Below are 20237 nucleotides of genomic sequence, written 5' to 3'. Positions count from 1 at the left end.
CCCCGCTTCACCCTCTCCGGCACGGCCTTCACCACGCCGGGTCCGCGACGGCGGCCCGGCGTGCACTGCTCTCGCTGGTAAACCCGGCTCAGTCGTCCTCGGCGTGCCCGCGCCGCCAGTAGCCGCTGAAGTACACCCGCTGCTTGGTCAGGTCCCGCTCGAGCACGAGCAGCGCCCGGATGGCCTGCACGGCCGAGGACTCCCCCGCCACCCACGCGTACGCGCGCTGGTCGACCGGTTCGGCGCGGACCGCGTCGAGCAGCCCGGTCCCGGTGCCGGGCTCGGCGCCGCCGCGGTGCAGCCAGGTGACCGACAGGTCCGCCGCCGACTCCAGCGGCTGCTGCTCGTCGGCCGAGTCGACCTCCACGATGACCCGCGCGGCCACACCGGCGGGCAGCGACGCGACGATGCCCGTGATGGCGGGCAGCGCGGTCTCGTCACCGACAACGAGATAGGCAGCGGTATCTGCGGGCGGGGCGAAGCTGCTCAGGCAGCCATAGAGGCCAACCGCGTCACCCGACTTCGTAGAGGCCGCCCACCGAGAGGCAGGACCAGTGTCGCCGTGGAGCACGAAGTCGATGTCGATCTCTTGCTCTGCCGGGCGCGCGGCCCGCACGGTGTAAGTGCGGACGATGGGCCGAAGACTCTCCGGTAGCGCCGCGAGCGCGTCCCAGAACGGGACGCTGTCGGGCACCACGACCTCCGCACCAGGGGCGGGCGGCAGCAGTACCTTGCACCGCGGCTCCGGTCCAACCTCGGTGTAGTGGACCAAGTCCGGCCCGGTCAGCGTTACCCGGAGCATGTGCGGGGTGATCCGCGTCGTCCTGGCCACGGTGAGCCGGTACGGGCGCAGCGAATCGCGCCCAGCCGGACCGCGGCGGGCCACTCCTGGAGCGGCCACGGTCAGGCGCCAGCCTTGTCGGCGTCCATCCGGGCGGCCAGGCTGCGCGGGCGCATGTCGGTCCAGTTCGCCTCGATGTGGGCCAGCGCGGCGGCCCGGGTGTCCGGACCGAACACGACCTGCCAGCCCGCGGGGACCGCCACGAAGGTCGGCCACAGCGAGTACTGGCCCTCGTCGTTGACGAGGGCGTGGAAGGTGCCGTTCTCGTCGTCGAACGGGTTGGTCGACATCGCGCGCACTCCTCAGGGACCGGGGATTTCCGTTGGTTAGGCTAACCTAATTCGCCCTGGTGGAGAAGTGGTAGTCGAACTCGTGCGGGTTCGGTCACACCGGCGCGATCAGCGCTGCCCGAGGAATTCCAGCAGTTGGGAGTTGACCTCGGCGGGCTGTTCCAGATAACCGTAATGACCGCCGTCGGCGACCAGGCCGAACCGGGCGCCCGCGATGGCGTCGGCGACCTCGCGACCCAGGTGCGGCGGGGTCATCACATCGTCGGCGAAGGCGATGACCAGCGTGGACGCGGTGATCTTGGCGCAGACCGCGAGCAGGTCGGGGTCGTCGGCGATCGCCATCTGCGCGAGCACGCCCCGGCTCGGCGGCTGGGTGCCGAACTCGAGCACGTCGAGCCATTCCCGCGCTTTCCCGGCGTCGAACAGGGTGCGCGGAGAAAGGTTCCACAAAGCTGTAGAAGCAGCGTGGTAGCGGGCCGGGAGTCGGATTCCCGCTTTCGCCAACTCCAGTTCGCCCGCGTCGAACGCGGCGTGCAGCGCCTCCGCCCGCGACCGCGTCGCCATCAGCACCAGGCCGCGCACCAGGTCTGGCCGCGTCGCGGCGACCTCGATGGCGATCCTGGCGCCGAGCGAGGTGCCGACCAGGTCGAACCGGGGCAGGTCGAGGTGCTCGGCCAGCGCGGCGACGTCGGCGGCCATGTCGGCGACGGTGATGCCGTCCGCGCACTCCGAGGTCGGCGCGATGCCGCGGTTGTCCACTGTGATCACGCGGTAGCCGGCCGCGACAAGAGCGGGCTGCTGGTGCAGGTGCCACACACGGCCAGAGCTGCCAGTGCCCATCAGCATCAGGACAGGGTCACCGGTGCCCTTGTCGTGGTAGCTCAAACTGATGCCGTTGACCTCGACAAGCGGCACTAACCTGCCCTCTCCTCCTGGACGACCCGCCCACCGGCGAGTGTGACGACACGCGGGAGCCGCTCGATGGTGGCCTCGCGGTGCGCGATGACGATCAGCGTACGACCGGTGTGCAGGCGGTCGACCGCGCGCTCCAACCGGGCCGAGGTCTCCGGGTCGATGTCGGCGGTGGCCTCGTCCAGGATCAGCACCGCCGGGTCGACCAGCGAGGCGCGGACCAGGCCGAGGATCTGCCGCTCCCCCGCCGAGAGCCGGTCGCCGCGGCGGCCGACGACGGTGTCCAGGCCGTCGGGCAGCGACGCGACCCAGTCGTCGAGCCCGAGGGAGTGCACGGCGGCGACCATGTCCGCGCGCGTCGGGGCGGTAGGCGCAAGAGCGAGGTTGTCGGCGATAGTGCCGTCGACCAGGTGGACCTGTTGTGGCACTAGGACAAGCTTGCCCCGCAGGTCGGCCTCGTCGAGATCGGCTAGGTCAACGCCGCCGTAGGTGACCTGTCCCCGGTCTGGGGTGTAGAGGCCACTCAGCAGCTTGGCCAAGGTTGTCTTACCGGAGCCGGTTTGCCCCACCAGTCCAGCGCGGTCGCCCTCGGCGAAGGACACCGAGACGTCGTGCAGCACCTCGGAACCGCCGATGTAGGCGTACCCGAGGTCCGAGGTGGACAGCTCGGCGCGCGGGGGCGGCGCGATGGCGGCGCTCTGCCTGCTCGGGCGCTCGGTGGCCCCAAGCAGATCGAGCAGCCGGGCCAGGCCGACCCGGGCCAGCTGCATCTCGGCCAGCAGCTCGGAGAGGTTGAGCACGCCCTCGAACAGGTTCTTGGTGGCCAGCACGAACACCACCACGGTGCCCACGCTGATCTGCCCCGAGGTCACGAACCACACGCCGAGCAGCAGCAGGACGGCGGTGGAGAGCCCTTCGAGCAGGCTCATCGTCTCCAGCCGGTTCTGCACCGCGACCGAGCGGTTGGCCGCGCGCAGGGCCTCGTCGTTGGACTTGCCGAAGCGGCGCAGCCGGGCCCGCACCCCGCCGCCGAGTCGCAGCGTCTCGCCCGCCGCGACGAACTCGGTGAACTGCGCGGCCATGGTGGCCTCGGCGGCGGCCTGGTCGCCGAACGCGTCGTCGGCGTCGCGCTCGAACCAGCGCAGCACCAGGACCGCGGCGGGCAGGAACACCGCCAGCAGGATCACCGTGAGCAGCCAGGAGTAGGCGAGCAGCACGATGATCGTCATGCTCAGCGAGATCACCGCGCCGAGCAGGTCGGGCAGGCTGGCGCGGACGAACTGGGCCAGCTCGGCGACCTCGCCGGTGCTGCGGCGCAGCAGGTCCCCGGTGCGGTGCGCCTCGATGAACCGCAGCGGCGCGCCGGCCAGCCGGTCGACGACCAGTTCGCGCAGGTGGCGCACCACCCGCTCGCCGACCGAGGTGAGCTGCAGCTCGGCCATCGCGAGCAGCACCAGCCGGGCCAGGGTCAGTCCGATGAGGACGAACACGGCCGTCCACAGGCCGTCGGAGTCCTTGCCGAGCACGGCGTCCACGCCGGAGCCGATCACCGGCGCGATGCCGACCACGGCGGCCGTGGCGGCGGCGGTGGTGAGCAGCGCGGCGCCGATGCGCCAGCGGTGCGGGCGCAGGTGGGGCCAGAACCGGCGCAGGACGCCCTTGGTCGGCGGCGCCTCGTCCAGGGTGCGGATCTCAGCCACCGACGACCTCCATGTCTTCCCGGTCCGCGGCCAGCACGATCAACCGGTCGGCGGCCGCGACGACGTTGGGGCGGTGTGAGACGAACACGATCGCGGTCTGGGGAGACCAGTCGCGCAGCCTGCGCAGGATCGTCCGCTCGGTCTCGGCGTCAACCGCGGAGGTGACGTCGTCGAGCACCAGCACCGGTGGCTTGTCCAGCAGCCCCCGGGCTAACGCGAGCCGTTGGACCTGACCGCCGGAGAGCGTCTCACCGCGTTCACCGACCACGGTGTCGTAACCATCAGGTAGGTCTTCGATGAACTCGTCGAGAGAGGCGACACGGCATGCTTCGCGAACCAGGTCCGGGTCGACGTCGCGGTCAAGAGTGATGTTGTCGCGCAACGTCCCCGACAGCACTACCGGCCGCTGCGGCACCACGCCGATCCGGCGCCACACCTCCTCCGGGTCCGCGAGCCGCAGGTCGATCCCTCCGAAGTGGACGGTGCCGTGGTCGGGGTCGTCGAGCCTGCACAGCAGGCGGACCAGCACGGACTTGCCGGACCCGGTCGGACCGGTCACCACGACCAGTTCGCCGGGGGCGGCGATCAGGTCCACCGGGCCGAGGACGGTCCTGCCGTCGCGCACCGCGCTGACCCCGACGGCCGAGAGCATCCCGGTCTCGGGCAGCGGTCGCGGGTCGTCCGGGGCGGCCACGGCGGGCTTGGCGGTGAGCACCTCGGTGACCCTGGCCGCGGCGACCCTGGCCTGACCCCGGTTGACCAGCAGGTCGACCAGGACGGTCACCGCCACGGTCATGGTGATCATCCAGGAGGTGAACGCGACCAGCGAGCCCACGGTGATCCGGCCGTCGATCGCGGCGAGGCCGCCGACCGCGAGCCCGACGGCGACCGCGAGCCGCAGCACCGCGGGCGGGGCGGAGACCCACCACGCCGAGATCCTGGCCACCCCGAGGGTGTGCCGGGTGACGTGCGCGCTGACCTCGCCGTGGCGGCGCACCAGCACCTGCTCGCCGCCGAGCCCGCGCACCGCGGCGCTGGCCGAGAGCAGGTCCTCCACGGCGTCGGCGCGGTCGCCGTGCGCGCCGGAGAGGCGTTCGTTGGCCCGCCGGTAGCGGCCGGGGAACTGGGCGTTGAGCAGGCCGAGCACCGGCATCGCGACCAGCAGCACGGCCAGCAGCACCGGGTCGAGCACGGCGACGGCGGGCACCACGACCAGCACGGTGACCGCGACCCGCGCCCACCTGCTCAGGCCCTGCACCCAGGCGTTGATCATCTCGGTGTCCCTGGTGACCCGCATGGCGAGGTCACCGCGGCCGAACGGGGCGATGGCGGCCCGGTCCAGGGCGCCGACCCGGGTGGCGAGGTCGGCGCGCAGCGCGTGCGCGATCCGGTTCGCCGCCAGGTTCGACCACCACTTGCCCGCCACGGCCGCGACCAGCATGACGGCGGCGACCAGGCAGGTCGTGACCGACCAGAACACGGTGCGGCCGGTGTCGCCGGGGGCGATCCCCTCGTCGAGGCCGTGCTGGACGCACCACGGCAGGGCGAGCAGCGCGGCCTGCTGCACCACCGTGGCGGCCAGGCCCGCGCCGAGCACGACCCGCTCCCTCCGCAGGCCGCTGCGCAGCAGATCCACCCCGGTGTCCTCCCTGTGGCCGCGCGCGAGTCAGGGCGCGCTAAGAAAAGTTAGGTCATCCTTACTTGCGACACGCCGGGGTGTCAATGTGATGGACCAGCGGCGCCCGCGACCCCGCTCACCGGCGGCCGGACCGCCATTCGGTCGCCAGCAGCCAGGCGAGGTAGAGGCCGCCGATGGCCGCCGTCGTGACGCCCACCGGCAACGCGTTCTGGCCGAAAGCCCGCTGGGACAACACATCCCCGCCGAGCAGCAACGCGGCACCCATGGCGGCGGCAGGCAGCAGCGCGACCCCGGACGAGCCCGCAAGCCGCCGCGCCAACTGCGGGGCGGCGAGGGCGACGAACGCGATAGGACCGGCGCACGCGGTCGCGACGGCGGTAAGAGCGACACTGATCACCACGAGCGAGAGCCGCGTTGGCTCTGTGCGGATGCCGAGCATCGTCGCCGTCTCGTCGCCCATCTCCAGGACCGCGAGCCTGCGTCCCAGAATGACGGCCGCCGGTAGGAGTACCGCGAGAGATATGGCTATCGGCAGCACTTCCGACCACCCACGGCCGTTAAGACTGCCCACGAGCCACACCTGTGCCGCCTGCGCCTGGCGCAACCCGGCCCTAGTGAGGACGTAAGTGTTAAGAGAGCCAAGAACCGCCGTGACACCGATACCGATGAGGATCAGCCGGTAGCCCTGAACGCCGGTGCGGTAGGCGAGGCCGTACACGACGATCGCGGCCACAATCCCGCCCGCGATGGAGCCGAGCGCGATCTCGGTCATGCCGCCGCCGAAGACGACCAGCACGAGGATCGCGCCGGTGGCCGACCCGGTGGAGAAGCCGATGATGTCCGGGCTGCCCAGCGGGTTGCGCGACAGGCTCTGGAAGATCGCGCCGCTGATCCCGAGCGCGGCACCGACCAGCACCGCGATGGTGACCCTGGGCAGCCGCAGGTCGAACACGATGTACTTCTGGCCGCCGGTCCCCGCGCCCTGCAAGGTGTTCCACAGTTGCGTGAGGTTCAACGGGAAGTCACCGGTCAGCAGCCCGAGCAGCGCCAGTCCGGCGGCGAGCAGCAGGAGTCCGACGACGACGAGGATCGCGCGCGGGTGCGCGCGGAAGGACACCGCCCCGAGGCGGACGGGGACACCGGTCACGACGCTCACAGGTGCGCCAGCTTCCTGCGCCTGCACAGCGCGATGAACACCGGGGCGCCGATGAAGGCGGTGATGATCCCGACCTCCATCTCCCGGGGCGCGATGATCAACCGGCCGACCACGTCCGCGCCGAGCAGCAGCACCGGGGCGAGCAGCGCGCTGATCGGCAGCACCCAGCGCAGGTCCGGGCCGACCATGGCGCGGGCCATGTGCGGGACGGTCAGGCCGATGAACGCGATCGGGCCCACGGCGGCGGTCGCGGCACCGCAGAGCAGCGTGATGGCGACCGCGCTGGCGATCCGGACGTGGGTGAGGTTCACCCCCAGCGCCCGACCGGTCTCGTCGCCGAGCGCGATGGCGTTCAACGGCGAGGCGAGCCCGGCCGCCACGACCAACCCGGTGGCGATGAACGGGGTGATCTCCAGGACCACCGCCATGTCCCTGCCCTCGAACGAGCCGATCTGCCAGAACCGGAACTGCTGGAAGGCGGCCGGGTCGAGCACGATGGTCGCCGCGACGAAGGCGCCGAGCGTCGCGCTGATCGCCGCGCCCGCCAGCACCATCCGCTCCGGGGTGACCGTGCGGCCGGTCGAGCCGAGCACGTAGACCAGCACGGACGCGATGGCGGCACCGAGGAACGCGAACCAGATGTAGCCGCTGACGGTGGTGATCCCGAAGAACGCGATGGAGGCCACCACGGCGGTCGACGCGCCGATGTCGACGCCGAGCAGCGCCGGGTCGGCCAGCGGGTTGCGGGTCAACGACTGCATCAGCGCCCCAGCGACACCGAGCGCGATGCCGACCACCAGCCCGATGAGCGTCCTGGGCACCCGGCGGTCCCAGATGATGGTCGCCTCGTCGCCCGACGGGATCACCCCGGTCAACACGTCCCAGACGGTCGAGATCGACATCGTCCGCGACCCGACGGCCACACTGAACAGGCAGACGAGGACGAGCCCCGCGCCCAGCAGCCCCAACCGCACCCACGCCTCCCAGTGTTAAGTAAGCCTTACCTTAACTCCGCGAGGTCGGGTGCCCAAAACTCCCCCAGCGCCGATCCCACGCCGACGAACCCGAACCCGGCTCCCCGCGCGGCGACGGCGTCCATGGGGGCGTCGCCGATGTAGACGGTGCCGGACTCGGTGACGCCGCGGGCCTGGAGGATCCGCTTGGCCTCGTCGAACACGGCCGGGTCCGGTTTGTGGCTGTCGGTGCGGTCGGCACCGTGCACGAACGCCAGTCGATCCACCGGGAAACCGGAGTGGTCCAGGTCGGCGAGGGTCGGATCGGTATTGGCGGAGGTGACGACGCCGACCTGCGTGCCGTGGTCGAGCAGCGCGGTGACCAGCTCGCGCGCCCCCTTGGCGGCGGTCTTGCGGTAGAGGTGCTCAAGGCTCAGGTTGGCCTTTTTCATGTCCTCAAGGGACGCCGACCCGCGGTAGAGCAGGGTGATCAGCTCGTCGTACGGCTTGCCCCAGTGCTCGCCGAGCTCGGCCTCGGTCAGCTCGAACCCGTAGAACCGCGCCGCCACCGCCTGGTGGTGCGCCCACTTCACCACCCGCGTGAGCAGCAACGTGTCATCGAGGTCGAACACGACCGCCCTCGCACCCCACACCAAATCCCGCGCGTCCATCCAGGCCCCCTCTTTCTCGCCCTCTCCCGCCCCCCGAGACGCTACAGCTCGGATTCCTCCACCAAGGCCGCGCGCAATCGGCTGTAGATGTCGTCCAGCGCGGTGAGATCGGCCTCGGTAAGAGGGTCGATGAAGGTGCGGCGAACGGTGGCGACGTGCGACGGGGCGGCGGCGGTGATGGTCGCCATGCCCTCAGGGGTAATGCGGACCATGGAACCGCGGGCGTCCTCCGGGCAGGTCTCACGGACGACAAGGCCGCGGCCCTGCATGCGGGTGAGGTGGTGGGAGAGCCTGCTGCGCTCCCAGCCGACCGACACGGCGAGGTCGCGGGCCCGGACGACGCCGCCAGGGGATTCCGAGAGCGGGACGAGCAGGGCGTAGTCGGCGAGGGACAGGCCGGAGTCGGCGGCGAGCTCACGCTCCAGGACCGCGTGCAACTCGGTGTGCAGGGCCAGGTACGCACGCCAGACCCGGGACTCGCGGTCGTCGAGCCAACGCGGCACGGTGGGCCTCCCTCGGGCAGTTTGTTGATGTGTCATCATAAGTCGTATGGAACTCGGCATCTACAGCTTCGCCGACCGCCACCCCGACCCGGTCACCGGTGAGCAGGTCTCGGTGGCCGAGGCGCTGGCGAACACGCTGGAGCGCATCAAGCTCGCCGACGAGCTCGGCCTCTCCTTCTACGGCCTCGGCGAACACCACCTCGACACCTACGCCATCTCCAGCCCGGGCACCGTCCTCGCGGCCGCCGCGTCGATCACCGAGCGGATCACGCTCAGCAGCGCGGTCACCGTGCTGAGCACCGAGGACCCGGTCCGGGTCTACCAGCAGTTCACCACGCTCGACCAGCTCAGCCGGGGTCGCGCGGAGCTGCTCGCCGGTCGCGGGTCGTTCACCGAGTCGTTCCCGCTCTTCGGCGCGGACCTCGGCGACTACGAGGACCTGTTCGACGAGAAGCTGGCGCTGCTGCTGCACCTCGACCGCGAGGACCCCATCACGTGGTCCGGCCGGTTCCGCCCGCCGCTGGAGAACGCGCACGTGCTCCCCCGGCCCTATGGCGAGCACCTGCGAATCTCGATCGGCACCGGCGGCAACCCCCAATCGTCCGCACGCGCGGGCCTGTTGGGTCTACCTGTCGTGTACGCCGTGATCGGCGGTGCACCCGAGCGGTTCGCGCCTTTGGTCGAGCTCTATCGCCGCGCGGGTGAGAGCAACGGTCAGACCGGCCTGCACGTGACGATGGGCGCCATCGGGTTCATCGCGAAGAAGTCCCAGGAAGCTAAGGACATCTTCTACCCGTATTGGCTGGAGACCATGAAGTACGGCGCGCGCGCCCGTGGCTGGTCTATCCCGTCGCGAGCCGACTACGACAGCTACACCCACAACTCGCAGGCCATCTTCGCCGGTAGCCCTGACGAGATCGCGGAGCGCCTCATCACCGTGGGCCGTCTCGTGGGCGCTGACCGCTACGCGATGCAGATGGACTGGGCGGGTGTGCCGCACAACCACGTCATGTCCGCGATCGAACTCCTGGGCACCGAGGTCCTCCCCCAGGTCCGCGCCGAACTGGGCTAGCCCTCGCCGCTGTCGATCCGCAAGCGGGTACCGGTGATCTGGGGCCGGTGCGTGATCGTGTGGTCGAGCTGCCGGGCGAGACGCGGGATGGTGGTCGGGGTCAGGTAGGTCTCGGCCCCCGCGTCGAGCAGGCGGCGGACCGGGCCCCGGTAGCTGATGCCCAGCTCCCGGTCCTCGATCTCGGTGACCACCACGCGCGCCTTCGGGTACATCTCGCGGAGGCTCTCGACCAGCTGCGGGCTCGCGGGCGGGACCAGCAGCACATCGGCGGTGTCGGGCGCCGAGTGCAGGTCGAGCACGATGTACCCGGGCCCCAGCCCGGCGGACAACGCGGCGCGCGCCTCCGACGACAGCTTCATCGCCGTGGCGACGACGGTCACCTCGCCGTCGTCCTCGGACGCCTCCTCCGGCGCGGACAACGCCGCGACCGCCGCGATCGGGACGTCGTCGCGGGTGATGACCAGGTGCTCGTCCGGCCCGAGGGCGTCGATGAGCGCGACGGCCTCGGCGGGGAGCTGGCTGACGTCGATCCGGCGCGGGGTCACTCACCCATCCTCCCCGGCGGTGGCGGGGCGCGGTGGGCGCGGGGGCCTGCTGCCGACCGGGTGCCTGCCTTGACCGTGCGCGGTGCCTGGCCGAATGCTGGGTGGGTCCGCGTGTGGAGGGAGACCGCCGGTGCGTGCCGTGGTGTTCGAGGAGTTCGGTGAGGACCCCCGGGTCGAGGTGGTGCCGGACCCGGCGCCGTCCGCGCGCGGGGTGGTCATCCGGGTCGCCGCCACCGGGTTGTGCCGCAGCGACTGGCACGGGTGGATCGGGCACGACCCCGACATCCGACTGCCGCACGTGCCGGGGCACGAGCTGGCGGGCACGGTCGCGGCGGTGGGCGCGGGCGTCACGCGGTGGCGGGAGGGCGACCGGGTGACGGTGCCGTTCGTGTGCGCGTGCGGCCGGTGCCCGTCGTGCGCGGCGGGCGACCAGCAGGTGTGCGAGCGGCAGACCCAGCCCGGGTTCACCCACTGGGGGTCGTTCGCGGAGTACGTCGCCGTGGAGGACGCGGAGGTCAACCTGATCGGGCTGGCCGGTGACATGCCGTTCGCCACCGCCGCCGGGTTGGGGTGCCGGGTGGCGACGGCGTTCCGGGCGGTGATCGCGCAGGGCCGGGTGAAGCCGGGCGAGTGGGTCGCGGTCCACGGCTGCGGGGGTGTCGGGTTGTCCGCGGTGGCCGTCGCGGCGGCCGCCGGTGCCAGGGTGATCGCCGTCGACATCTCGTTCGCCGCCCTGGAGATGGCGGCCGCGCTGGGTGCGGTGGCATCGCTGAACCCGGTGACCACGGTCGACATCCCCGCGGCCATCACCGACCTGACCGGCGGCGGCGCCCACCTCTCGCTCGACGCCCTCGGCAGCCCCGCCACCTGCGCCGCGTCCATCACGAGCCTGCGCAGACGCGGCCGCCACGTCCAGGTCGGCCTGCTCCCCAAGGACCCGCCGGTGCCCATGTCCCGCGTCATCGCCCACGAGCTGGAGCTGCTGGGCAGCCACGGCATGCCCGCCCACGCCTACCCCGAGATGATGTCCATGGTCGCCACCGGCACCCTGCGGCCCGACCTGCTCATCACCCGCACCATCGGCCTGGACGAGGCCCCCACGGCGCTCACCGCGATGGGCAACACCCCGGGCAACGGCGTCACCATGATCGAGCCGTGACCGCGCGGGCACGCCTGCCATCCGGGTCGCCCCGGCAGACGTGCCCGGCCCGGGTCAGTTCAGCGGGAGCGCGGCCTCGACGAGGTCGGCGATGCGCAGGTGCCCCGCGGCGTTGGGGTGGATGAGGGCCCAGCCGCCGGAGTTGTCGAGGATGCCCTCGATCCAGTTCGTGCCCTCGGGACGGCACACGTCGTGGCCCTCGGTACCGGCGAAGGTGTCGACGTAGACGGCGTTGTGCGTCGCGGCCTGCTGGGCGATGACGTCGTTGAGGCGGATCAGCACGTCGGAGCGCAGCCAGCTCAGGTCGGGGTAGGTGGCGGTGGCGAAGTCGCGCAGCGCCTCAGGGCCGTAGCCGTACGCGCAGGTCGAGACGTCCTCGGGGATGATCGCCGGGTAGCCGACGGCGACCACGGTGACGTTGGGCGCCTGCGCCTTGATCATCTCGATCAGCTCGCCGTACTGCTGGCTGACCGCGGCCAGCCGGTCGTTGACGGTGGGCACGCCGTCGCCGCCGGTGGTGAAGGCGTCGGCACAGGGGTGGTCGGTGTCCTTGTCGGCGGAGGCACCCAGCTGCAGGCAGGCGTAGATCACCTCCGCGAACCCGAACGTGTTGCCGCCGACGCCGATGGTGACCAGGTTCGTGCTCTCGGACACGGCGTCGATCTGCGGCGGCACCGGCCGGAACGGGTAGCCCGGGTCGAGCACGTCGAAGAACGGCAGGTGGTACCCGGTGGGTTCCTGCGACTCGTTGAACAGGTTCGCGATCGTCGCGCCGCCGCAGGAGACGTTGGTCAGGTCGTAGACGGCCGCGAGGCGAACGCGCAGCACCTCCGGGTACGAGCCCGCCGTGCGGGAACACCCGTCGCGGCCGCCGGGCACGGGCAGCTCGACACCCGCTGCCGGGATGACCCCGGCGGCGTAGGAGTCACCCAGGGCGACCCACTGGAACGGGGCCTGTGGTGCCGCCTGGGCGGGGACGGTCGCGGCGCAGAACACCGCCACGACGGCGGCGGCGAGTCTGGTGACGTGGGCACGCCTCATCGGTTCCACTCCTCGGGGACGCGACGCCGCGCCGATCGGCGTGGCACCCAGAGTCGTACCGTCCACAGAGGGCGGAAGCCAGCAACCTCACCCACCCGGTGCGGTACCGACCGAACGCGACCAGTGGTCGAAACCCGTGGCCTGGGCAGACTTTCGCCAAACCCGCCCGGGCCGACCCCGATCGGGTGATGTGTGCGCGCGGGCGGCGCCTGCCTGGTCCACAAGGGACCCCGGTGGCCGGTCGGGACGAGCTCAGCCGGGCGGCGACTGGCGCGCGAGGGTGGCCTGGGCATAGGCCACCATCGCGTCCAGCCGTACTCCTCCACGGCGACCACGCACCCGCCGCGCCGACATCGGCGCGGTCGGGGGCGCCTGCCACCCGCGGTCGGCGTCGGGGATCCCGGCGGGGTTGAGCTGGGTGACCAGCCACCGGTCTGTCCCGAGCGCGCCGACCTCGGCGAGCAGTTCTGGGGTTGGCCCGAGCGGGCGGGGCGGGTGCTCGATCATGTCCACAGTGGCCGGTGCGGCACCCTCGGCCGCGCGGGCGCGCGGGGCGCCGACCGGGACCCCGCGCCGACCGACCGGCGCGGTCCCGCGTTCGTCTCCCGGCGCGGACCCACCGCCGCTGTCCTGGACAGAGTTCACCAGTTCGCCCTCGTTCCCCGACGGCCTGGCCCGCCCACCCCCGCGGGGCGGTCGTGCCAGCGAACGCCGGTCACGCTAGAAGAACACCACGGCGCACAGGTACCCCCGAATGGCCCAAGTACCGATCGCCTTGCCAGCACTGGGATCCCGCCCCGACCCCGGGGGACCCGAGGGCCGGGGCACACCCCCAGCGCGGATCAGCTCTCCACAGTGGACGAGAAGCGCCGCCGGTACTCCGCGGGCCCCACCGACAACGCGCGCAGGAACGCCCGCCGCATCGCCTCAGGCGTGCCGTACCCGCAGGCGCGCGCGACCCTGGTGACGCTGTCGTCGGTGTCCTGCAACCGCAGCCGGGCGGCTTCCAGCCGCACCTGGTCGACGTAGCGGCCCGGCGCGACCCCGACCTCCTGGGTGAACGAGCGGGTGAAGTGCCGGGGCGAGAGACCCGCCCTGGCGGCGAGCGCGGTGACCGAGAGGTCGGCCTCGGGGTGCTCGGCGATCCAGCGCTGCAAGTCGCGCAACGGCGCGCGGTGCGCCAGCTGCGCCGACATCTGCGCGCTGAACTGGGCCTGGTTGCCCGGTCGGCGCAGGAACACCACCAGGTGCCTGGCGACCGCGAGCGCCACGTCCCGGCCGAGGTCGTCCTCCACCAGGGCCAGCGCCAGGTCGATCCCGGCGGTCACCCCGGCCGAGGTGGCGATGTTGCCGTCGCGGACGAAGATCGGCTCGGCGTCGACGGTGACATCGGGGTGCAGTTCGGCGAGGTCGGCGCAGTACTGCCAGTGCGTCGTGGCGCGGCGCCCGGCCAGGAACCCGGCCGCCGCCAGCACGAACGCGCCGGTGCACACCGACACCAGCCGCCCGGCCCGCGGTCCGTTGGCGCGCAACCACGACACCAGCGACAGGTCCAGCGTCGCGGGCACGCACCCGCCCGGCGCGACGAGCGTGTCCGGTGCGGGCGCGCCGTCGAGGTCGATGTCCGGGGCCAGCCGCAACCGCGCGGAGGTGCGCACTGCCGCCGCGCCGAGGCTGCCGGTGGTGATGGTGTACGCGGGGGCCCTGCCGTGCTCGGCGAGGACGTCGTTGGCGGAGGAGAAGACCTCCGCGGGCCCGACCACGTCGAGGCCCTTGACGCCGTCGTAGAGCATCAGCAGGACGTTGTGCACACCTCCCATGGTGTTCGCCGCGCACGGAGGGCGTCAACGACGGGCACCCCACCTTTCACGCCACGACGATCACCGCGCCCACTGCCGCATCCACAGTGGACGGTCGCGGCCCTGGCCGACCTGGCGCAGCTCGGTGGGGTCGAACAGCACCGGTCCGGTGTCGGCGTGCACCAGCAGAACCTCGTGGTAGACCTCGCGGTCGGACAGGATCCAGTCGGGGCGGCACCCGGCGGCCAGCCAGCGGCCGCGCCACAGCACGGTCTCCTCCACCGCCGCCCGTTCCACCAGTTGGACCCGTTCCACCCGCAGGCCGCGCGCGGCGAGCACCATGCCCGCGACGCAGGCCAGCACACCGCAGTCCAGGTGCTCGGCGGTGGGCACGTCGCACCACGCGAACGGCCACCGGGTCGGGCCCCACCGGAAGTAGCGGAACAGCCAGCCCAGGCCGAAGGTCGTGGTGTCCCACTCGCGCGCGGGGGTGGCCTCGGCGCGGTCGTGGGCGAGCAGCCAGGACCGGGTGTCCGCGCAGGCCAGGCAGTCCGCGTGCTCGGTCAGCGCCGAGGGCGGGTGGTCGGGCACCGAGACCGGGACACCGGGGGTGGACGTGACGGGCACGGTGATCACACTCCGAACCGGAAGCTCATGCTGGCGTCGTAGGCGCCCGCGTCGAGGAACAGCAGGTGGTCGCCCTCGGCGATGCCGTCGGGCAGCGCGAGGCCCGCGCGCGGCCGGTCGTGCTCCATGCACAGCCGACCCAGCACGGACTCGTCACCGGGCCGCAGCCTGCGCCACGGCGCCCCGGGTGCCCGCCACAGCACCGGGTGCGGGTGCGAGCCCCAGTCCGGCAGCTCGGCGATCGACGCGTCCACCACCGCGGCCCGCCCGTGCGGTCCGTCGCGCACGTCGAGCACGGTGGTGAACACCGCCATCGCCGGTTCGACCAGGTACTTGCCCGGCTCGAACAGCACCTGGTCGATCGGGCCGAGTTCGCGCACCGCGGTCCGGGTGGCCCGCACCAGCTGGCCGCCCAGCTCCGCGCGGCCGAGCCCGGGTGGCCAGCCGCCGCCGAGGTCGACGCACCTGGCGCGCACGTCGACGCGGGTGAGCAGGTCGGCGGCCACGGTGACCGCCGCGGCGAACTCGCGCAGCCAGGCGCGCAGCCCGATCTGGCTGGCCGCGTGGTGGAACTGCAGGCCCAGCCGGGCGACCGGGGCACCGCGCAGCGCGTCGGCGACCCGGCGGTAGGCGCGCGGGCAGGTCACGTCGATGCCGAAGCGCGACGGCACCCCGGGCGGGGCGAGCCGCAGGCCCAGCACGTCCGCGTAGACGCCACCGCCCGCGATCAGCGCCAGGGTCCGCTCCAGGTCGCTGACCGAGTCGCAGAACACCGCGCCGAACTTGGCCGGGCCGCCGTCGAAGCGCCACCACTTGGCCGGACCGCCCAGCACGACCCGGTCACCGGGGAAGCCCGCCTCGGCGCACCGGCGGGCCTCGGCCTGGGAGATCACCTCGACCAGCGCGCCCCGGCGCAGCACCGCGCCGAGCACCCGGGGGTCCGGGTTGGTCTTGACCGAGTAGGCGAACCGGGTCGGCACCCCGGTGGCGTCCTCGACGTCGCGGCACACCCCGGCGAGCCGGTCGAGCCCCCGGTCGAGCACGCCGCCGAAGTAGACCCGCGCGGGCGACTCGTAGGGGTCGACCACCAGCGCGTCGGCGATGTCGGCGGCCCGCTGGTGGTCCAGGTCCGCCGTGCGCTGCCGCGGGCGCGGCGGGGCGAGCCTGCGCGAGAGCACCGGCATGCCTGACGGGTGCTTGCCCGGCGGCGCGGGCAGGGCGCGGTGGGCGAGCGGGACGGCACCGGTGGCGTGCGGCCCGGCGGGGATCTCCTCGACCACCCGCACGAACGCGCTGGACTGGGCCCGTTCCCGCTCCTGGCGGGGGATCCCGGTGGCGGCCGCGACGAGCCGGGCGGGCAGGTTGACCCCGGCCAGGGTGGCGCCGTGGATCCACGCCGGGAAGCGCGGGTTGACCTCCAGCAGGTACGGCACGCCGGTCTCGGCCTCGCGGACGATCTCGACCTCCCCACCGCCGGTCCACCGGGTGACCCGGACCAGGTCCACCAGCCGCGCCCTGGTGGGCGGGTCGAGCAGGTCGACCGACCCGGCCCAGGTCTTGCCCTCGGCGGTCACCATCGTCTTGCGCATCGCGCACGCGCCGAGCAGCTCGCCGTCGAGCGCGGCGAACACCACCGACTCCTCCGTGCCGTCGACGTGCCGCTGCAGCAGGCTCTCCCCGCCCCAGGTCTCGCGCAGCCGGGCGATCGCGGCGGCCAGTTCGGCGCGCGAGCCGGTGGCGATGGCCTGGTAGCGCGGCCCCTTCACCCAGACCCGCCAGCCGTGCCGGACGGCGAAGTCGGCGCCGTCCTCGACTCCCTCGGCGAAGCGGTACTCCGGGATCGCGAGCCCCAGCAGCGCTGCCGCCGTCTCCCCCGGCTTCGCCACGGCGTCGAACGCGGCGCTCGGCGGCAGCAGCAACGCGGCGTGGCCTGGGCTGCGGTCGGCCAGCAGCGCGGCCTCCAGGTCCAGCCCCGGCAGGAACACCGCGCTCGCCGACTCGACGATCGACACCAGGCCAGCGCACAGCGCGTCCAGGTCGGCGGCGTGCCACCCGGGCCGCACGTGCACCCGGTCGAACTCCGAGGCGCTGAGCCCGGTCGAGCGCGGCGAGTAGTCCAGCGCCTCCAGCCGCAACCGGGGCCAGGCCAACCGCAGCGACCTGGCCAGCCCGAGCCCCGGTGACGGGTTCGGGCCGGAGTGCACGCCGGACAGCACGACGGTGGGGGTGGTGGACACCGGCGTCCCCCTTCAGTGCTCGGTGGCGAAGTAGGCGGCGAGTCGCTGGTCCTCGCGGTGGCGCAACTGGGTCCACAGCGCGTCGTAGTCGCGGGTGGGGATCGCGGAGTGGTTGTCGTTGTGGTCGGAGTAGTCCTGGAACGCCGTGGCCGACAGCTCCGCGGGGGTGAGCCGGGCCCGCGCCGACGCCCAGTGCGAGCGCTCGCCGAGCGGGGTGTGCGGCAGCGGGTAGTAGCGGTAGGCGTCGAAGGCGAGCGCGGGCACCGAGTCGATCAGGTCGAGCGTCGCCCGCGCGTCGGCCGTGCCCTCGCCCGGCCAGCCGATGCCGATGGAGGCGCGCAGGACGTAGCCCATGTCGATCGCCCGGTTGAGCACGTCGGCGACCCGGCCGCGCAGCGTGCCCTTGGCCAGCCGCCTGCGGGTCTCCGCCGAGGCCGACTCCACCCCGACGTAGAGCGCGCGGAACCCTGCGCGGTGCATGAGCGCGAGCAGGTCCGGGTACCGGTCGAGATCGGACAACTGGACGTCGCAGCCGTAGCGGAATGGGCTGCCGTCGGCGATGGCGCGCGCGCAGAAGTCGCGAACCCGCCGTTGTCTGGCGTCGATGAAACAGTCGTCGACGAAGTAGAATCCGCGCGCACCGGTGACCGAGTTCAGTTCTCGCAGGTCCTCGTGCAGTTTCCCGGCGGTGACGTAGCGGAACCGCGCGTGCGGGTACTGGGCGTTGAGGTAGCAGAAAGTGCAGCGGCGGGTGCAGCCGCGCGCGGAAGCGACGTGGATACCGGGCACCGCCATGTTCGGCCAACTGCGCGCCGGGTGCACGTAGTCGGCCAGCGCCGGCCACCACGACGGCACGCCGACCGCGTCCAGGTCCGGGGGTTCGACCCCGTGCACCAGCCCGCCGCGGCGCGGCCGGTCGGTCAGCCAGGCCACCATCGCCTGCTCGCCGTCGCCGAGCACCAGGGTGTGCACGCCCCGCCAGATCAGCGCGTCCGGATCGGGGAAGGTGCTGACCAGCGGGCCACCGGCGACCACAGGCACCCCCGGGGCGACGACCGCCAGGTGGTCGACGACGGCCCGGAACCGGCGGGCGCCGACGCCCTGCTTTGCGGTCACCCCGACGACCTCCGGGGTGAGGTCGGCGAGCGCGGCGTCCAGGCCTGCGGCGGGGTCGGCGCCGTTGAGGTCGAGCACCGTGACGCCGTGGCCAGCCGCGCGCAGGGCATGGCCGATGGTGAGCGCGCCCCACGGCGGGAACGCGAGGGGATTGCGGTCGTCGTAGATCCCCGGGTGCACCAGCAGCACCTGTCGTCTGGTCACCGCGTCTCCTTCCGTTCGAGCCGGGCATCGTGGTCGATCCAGACCCCGTTACCCATTCCCGCGACCACGACACGATCCAGCGACAACGCGTACTGACCGTTTCCCAGTGCACCACTGACAAAGCAGTTGGGGAATTCCAAGAACGGGCCGAAATCCCGCACGTTCGGTAGTCGGAAATGGCGTCGCGCTGGGCCGAATGGGTTTTTCCGCCGGTCACACCACCCGGGCGGCGCAACCGGGCCGAGCGTGATGTCGTTTTCCCGCTGGAGTCGGTGGCGCGGACCCGCGATGCTTGGCGCCATGCACTCCGACACCGAGCGGTGCGTCCGCGCCGTGCAGTCGCGGGACGCGCGGTTCGACGGCTGGTTCTTCACCGCCGTGCTCACCACCGGGATCTACTGCCGACCCAGCTGCCCGGTGCTGCCGCCCAAGGCCCGCAACATGCGCTTCTACCCGAGCGCGGCCGCCGCCCAGCAGGCCGGGTTCCGGGCGTGCAAGCGGTGCCTGCCCGACGCCTCCCCCGGCTCGCCGCAGTGGAACGAGCGCGCCGACCTGGTCGGCCGGGCGATGCGCCTGATCGCCGACGGGGTGGTCGACACCGGCGGGGTGCCCGCGCTGGCCGCCCGGCTCGGCTACAGCGTGCGGCAGGTGGAGCGGCAGCTGCGCGCCGAGCTCGGCGCCGGGCCGCTGGCGCTGGCCAGGGCGCGGCGGGCGCAGACGGCCAGGGTGTTGATCGAGACCAGCCTGCTGCCGATGACCGAGGTGGCGATGGCCTCGGGGTTCGGCAGCATCCGCACGTTCAACGACACGGTCCGCGAGGTGTTCGCGCTCTCGCCGACCGACCTGCGCAGGCGCGCCAACGGCCGGGCGCGGCCGGTCTCCGGCGGGCTGACGGTGAAACTGCCGTTCCGGGCACCGTTCAGCCCGAGCAACGTCTTCGGCCACCTCGCCGCGACGGCGGTCCCCGGGGTGGAGGAGTGGCGCGACGGCGCCTACCGGCGGACCGTGCGGCTGCCCAACGGCCCCGGGGTGGTGAGCCTGCGGCCGCAGCCCGACCACGTGCGCTGCGACCTGGCGTTGACCGACCTGCGCGACGTGCCGGTGGCGATCAGCCGGTGCAGGCGCCTGCTCGACCTCGACGCCGACCCGGTGGCCGTCGACGAGCTGCTGGCGGCCGACCCGCTGCTGGCGCCGCTGGTGCGCGCGACACCGGGCAGGCGGGTGCCGCGCACGGTCGACGGCGACGAGATGGCGGTGCGCGCGGTGCTCGGCCAGCAGGTCTCGACCCAGGCCGCCCGCACCCACGCCGCCCGGCTGGTCATCGCGCACGGCGAGCCGATCTCCGACCCGGGCGGCGGCCTGACGCACCTGTTCCCGGACGTGACCGCGCTGGCCGAGATCGACCCGGAGACCCTGGCGTTCCCGCGCTCCCGGCGGGCCACGTTGCTGGGTCTGGTGGCCGCGCTGCCGCGCATCGACCTGACCCCCGGCGGCGACTGGCGGGCGGCGCGGGAAGATCTCGCGGCACTACCGGGCATCGGGCCGTGGACGGTCGAGACCATCGCGATGCGCGCCCTCGGCGACCCGGACGCGTTCGTCGCCAGCGACCTGGGCATCCGGATCGCGGCGCGGGAACTCGGCCTGCCCACCGCCCCGGCCGCGCTGATCGCCCACTCCGCCGCCTGGCGCCCCTGGCGCTCGTACGCGGTGCAGTACCTGTGGGCGACCGGCAGCCACCCGATCAACCACCTGCCCACCGACTCGCCGTAGGA

19 protein-coding genes are annotated in these 20237 nt (G+C 72.8%); 3 read left to right on the top strand and 16 right to left on the bottom strand.

Annotation, left to right across the window (positions count from 1 at the left end):
* Positions 1-88: 88 nt before the first annotated feature.
* From LV79_RS28090 to LV79_RS28050, 9 genes are all read right to left on the bottom strand, one after another.
* Positions 89-901 (bottom strand): siderophore-interacting protein, encoded by an 813-nt coding sequence (locus tag LV79_RS28090; RefSeq protein WP_253841297.1) that lies wholly within the window; start codon positions 899-901, stop codon positions 89-91.
* Positions 902-903: 2 nt separating this feature from the next.
* On the bottom strand, positions 904-1131 hold the full coding sequence (locus LV79_RS28085) for an MbtH family protein (RefSeq protein WP_253841296.1): 228 nt from the start codon (positions 1129-1131) through the stop codon (positions 904-906).
* 108 nt (positions 1132-1239) lie between these two features.
* Positions 1240-2046, bottom strand: coding sequence for an alpha/beta fold hydrolase (locus tag LV79_RS28080; RefSeq protein ID WP_253841295.1), 807 nt, complete (start codon positions 2044-2046; stop codon positions 1240-1242).
* A complete protein-coding gene (locus tag LV79_RS28075; RefSeq protein WP_253841294.1) occupies positions 2046-3743 on the bottom strand; it encodes an ABC transporter ATP-binding protein in 1698 nt (565 codons plus the stop codon). Before LV79_RS28075 ends, LV79_RS28080 begins: the two co-directional genes overlap by 1 nt.
* Positions 3736-5379 carry an ABC transporter ATP-binding protein gene (locus LV79_RS28070; protein WP_253841293.1) on the bottom strand — a complete coding sequence of 548 codons (1644 nt, stop codon included), beginning with the start codon at positions 5377-5379 and terminating at the stop codon, positions 3736-3738. Before LV79_RS28070 ends, LV79_RS28075 begins: the two co-directional genes overlap by 8 nt.
* A 118-nt stretch (positions 5380-5497) precedes the next feature.
* Positions 5498-6538, bottom strand: a complete 1041-nt coding sequence (locus LV79_RS28065; RefSeq protein ID WP_253841292.1) for a FecCD family ABC transporter permease — start codon at positions 6536-6538, stop codon at positions 5498-5500.
* Positions 6535-7512 carry a FecCD family ABC transporter permease gene (locus tag LV79_RS28060; protein ID WP_253841291.1) on the bottom strand — a complete coding sequence of 326 codons (978 nt, stop codon included), beginning with the start codon at positions 7510-7512 and terminating at the stop codon, positions 6535-6537. The genes LV79_RS28065 and LV79_RS28060 overlap by 4 nt, the downstream gene beginning before the upstream one ends.
* Positions 7513-7538: 26 nt before the next feature.
* A complete protein-coding gene (locus tag LV79_RS28055; protein WP_253841290.1) occupies positions 7539-8162 on the bottom strand; it encodes an HAD family hydrolase in 624 nt (207 codons plus the stop codon).
* Positions 8163-8203: 41 nt separating this feature from the next.
* On the bottom strand, positions 8204-8665 hold the full coding sequence (locus tag LV79_RS28050) for a MarR family winged helix-turn-helix transcriptional regulator (RefSeq protein ID WP_253841289.1): 462 nt from the start codon (positions 8663-8665) through the stop codon (positions 8204-8206).
* A 46-nt stretch (positions 8666-8711) separates the two neighbouring features.
* On the opposite strand from LV79_RS28050, the gene LV79_RS28045 reads away from it, so the two are divergent.
* Entirely contained in the window at positions 8712-9737 is a 1026-nt protein-coding gene (locus tag LV79_RS28045; RefSeq protein ID WP_253841288.1) for an LLM class flavin-dependent oxidoreductase, read from the top strand.
* On the opposite strand, the gene LV79_RS28040 is transcribed toward LV79_RS28045, so the two are convergent.
* Positions 9734-10282 carry a hypothetical protein gene (locus LV79_RS28040; RefSeq protein WP_253841287.1) on the bottom strand — a complete coding sequence of 183 codons (549 nt, stop codon included), beginning with the start codon at positions 10280-10282 and terminating at the stop codon, positions 9734-9736. The genes LV79_RS28045 and LV79_RS28040 overlap by 4 nt on opposite strands.
* A 130-nt stretch (positions 10283-10412) precedes the next feature.
* Here LV79_RS28040 and LV79_RS28035 point away from each other — a divergent pair, with 130 nt between their 5' ends.
* Positions 10413-11441 carry a zinc-dependent alcohol dehydrogenase family protein gene (locus LV79_RS28035; RefSeq protein ID WP_253841286.1) on the top strand — a complete coding sequence of 343 codons (1029 nt, stop codon included), beginning with the start codon at positions 10413-10415 and terminating at the stop codon, positions 11439-11441.
* A 54-nt stretch (positions 11442-11495) separates the two neighbouring features.
* Here LV79_RS28035 and LV79_RS28030 read toward each other — a convergent pair whose 3' ends face one another.
* From LV79_RS28030 to LV79_RS28005, 6 genes are all read right to left on the bottom strand, one after another.
* Positions 11496-12482 (bottom strand): SGNH/GDSL hydrolase family protein, encoded by a 987-nt coding sequence (locus LV79_RS28030; protein WP_253841285.1) that lies wholly within the window; start codon positions 12480-12482, stop codon positions 11496-11498.
* A gap of 252 nt (positions 12483-12734) precedes the next feature.
* A complete protein-coding gene (locus LV79_RS28025) occupies positions 12735-13127 on the bottom strand; it encodes a hypothetical protein (protein ID WP_253841284.1) in 393 nt (130 codons plus the stop codon).
* A gap of 197 nt (positions 13128-13324) precedes the next feature.
* The gene (locus LV79_RS28020; protein WP_253841283.1) at positions 13325-14293 is read right to left on the bottom strand and encodes a GlxA family transcriptional regulator; all 969 of its coding nucleotides are present in this window, start codon (positions 14291-14293) and stop codon (positions 13325-13327) included.
* A 69-nt stretch (positions 14294-14362) separates the two neighbouring features.
* A complete protein-coding gene (locus LV79_RS28015) occupies positions 14363-14908 on the bottom strand; it encodes a hypothetical protein (RefSeq protein ID WP_253841282.1) in 546 nt (181 codons plus the stop codon).
* Between the two features lie 5 nt (positions 14909-14913).
* Positions 14914-17145 (bottom strand): ATP-grasp domain-containing protein, encoded by a 2232-nt coding sequence (locus LV79_RS28010; protein WP_253841281.1) that lies wholly within the window; start codon positions 17143-17145, stop codon positions 14914-14916.
* Between the two features lie 12 nt (positions 17146-17157).
* Entirely contained in the window at positions 17158-18465 is a 1308-nt protein-coding gene (locus LV79_RS28005; protein WP_253841280.1) for a B12-binding domain-containing radical SAM protein, read from the bottom strand.
* A 300-nt stretch (positions 18466-18765) separates the two neighbouring features.
* Here LV79_RS28005 and LV79_RS28000 point away from each other — a divergent pair, with 300 nt between their 5' ends.
* Positions 18766-20235 (top strand): DNA-3-methyladenine glycosylase 2, encoded by a 1470-nt coding sequence (locus LV79_RS28000; protein ID WP_253841279.1) that lies wholly within the window; start codon positions 18766-18768, stop codon positions 20233-20235.
* The last annotated feature ends 2 nt before the right edge of the window (positions 20236-20237 follow it).

The sequence above is a fragment of the Actinokineospora globicatena genome, from assembly GCF_024171945.1.
In the GTDB taxonomy this organism is placed as follows: Bacteria; Actinomycetota; Actinomycetes; order Mycobacteriales; family Pseudonocardiaceae; genus Actinokineospora; species Actinokineospora globicatena.
Note: the sequence above shows the minus strand (reverse complement) of the source record. Positions and strands in the feature narration are given on the sequence as shown.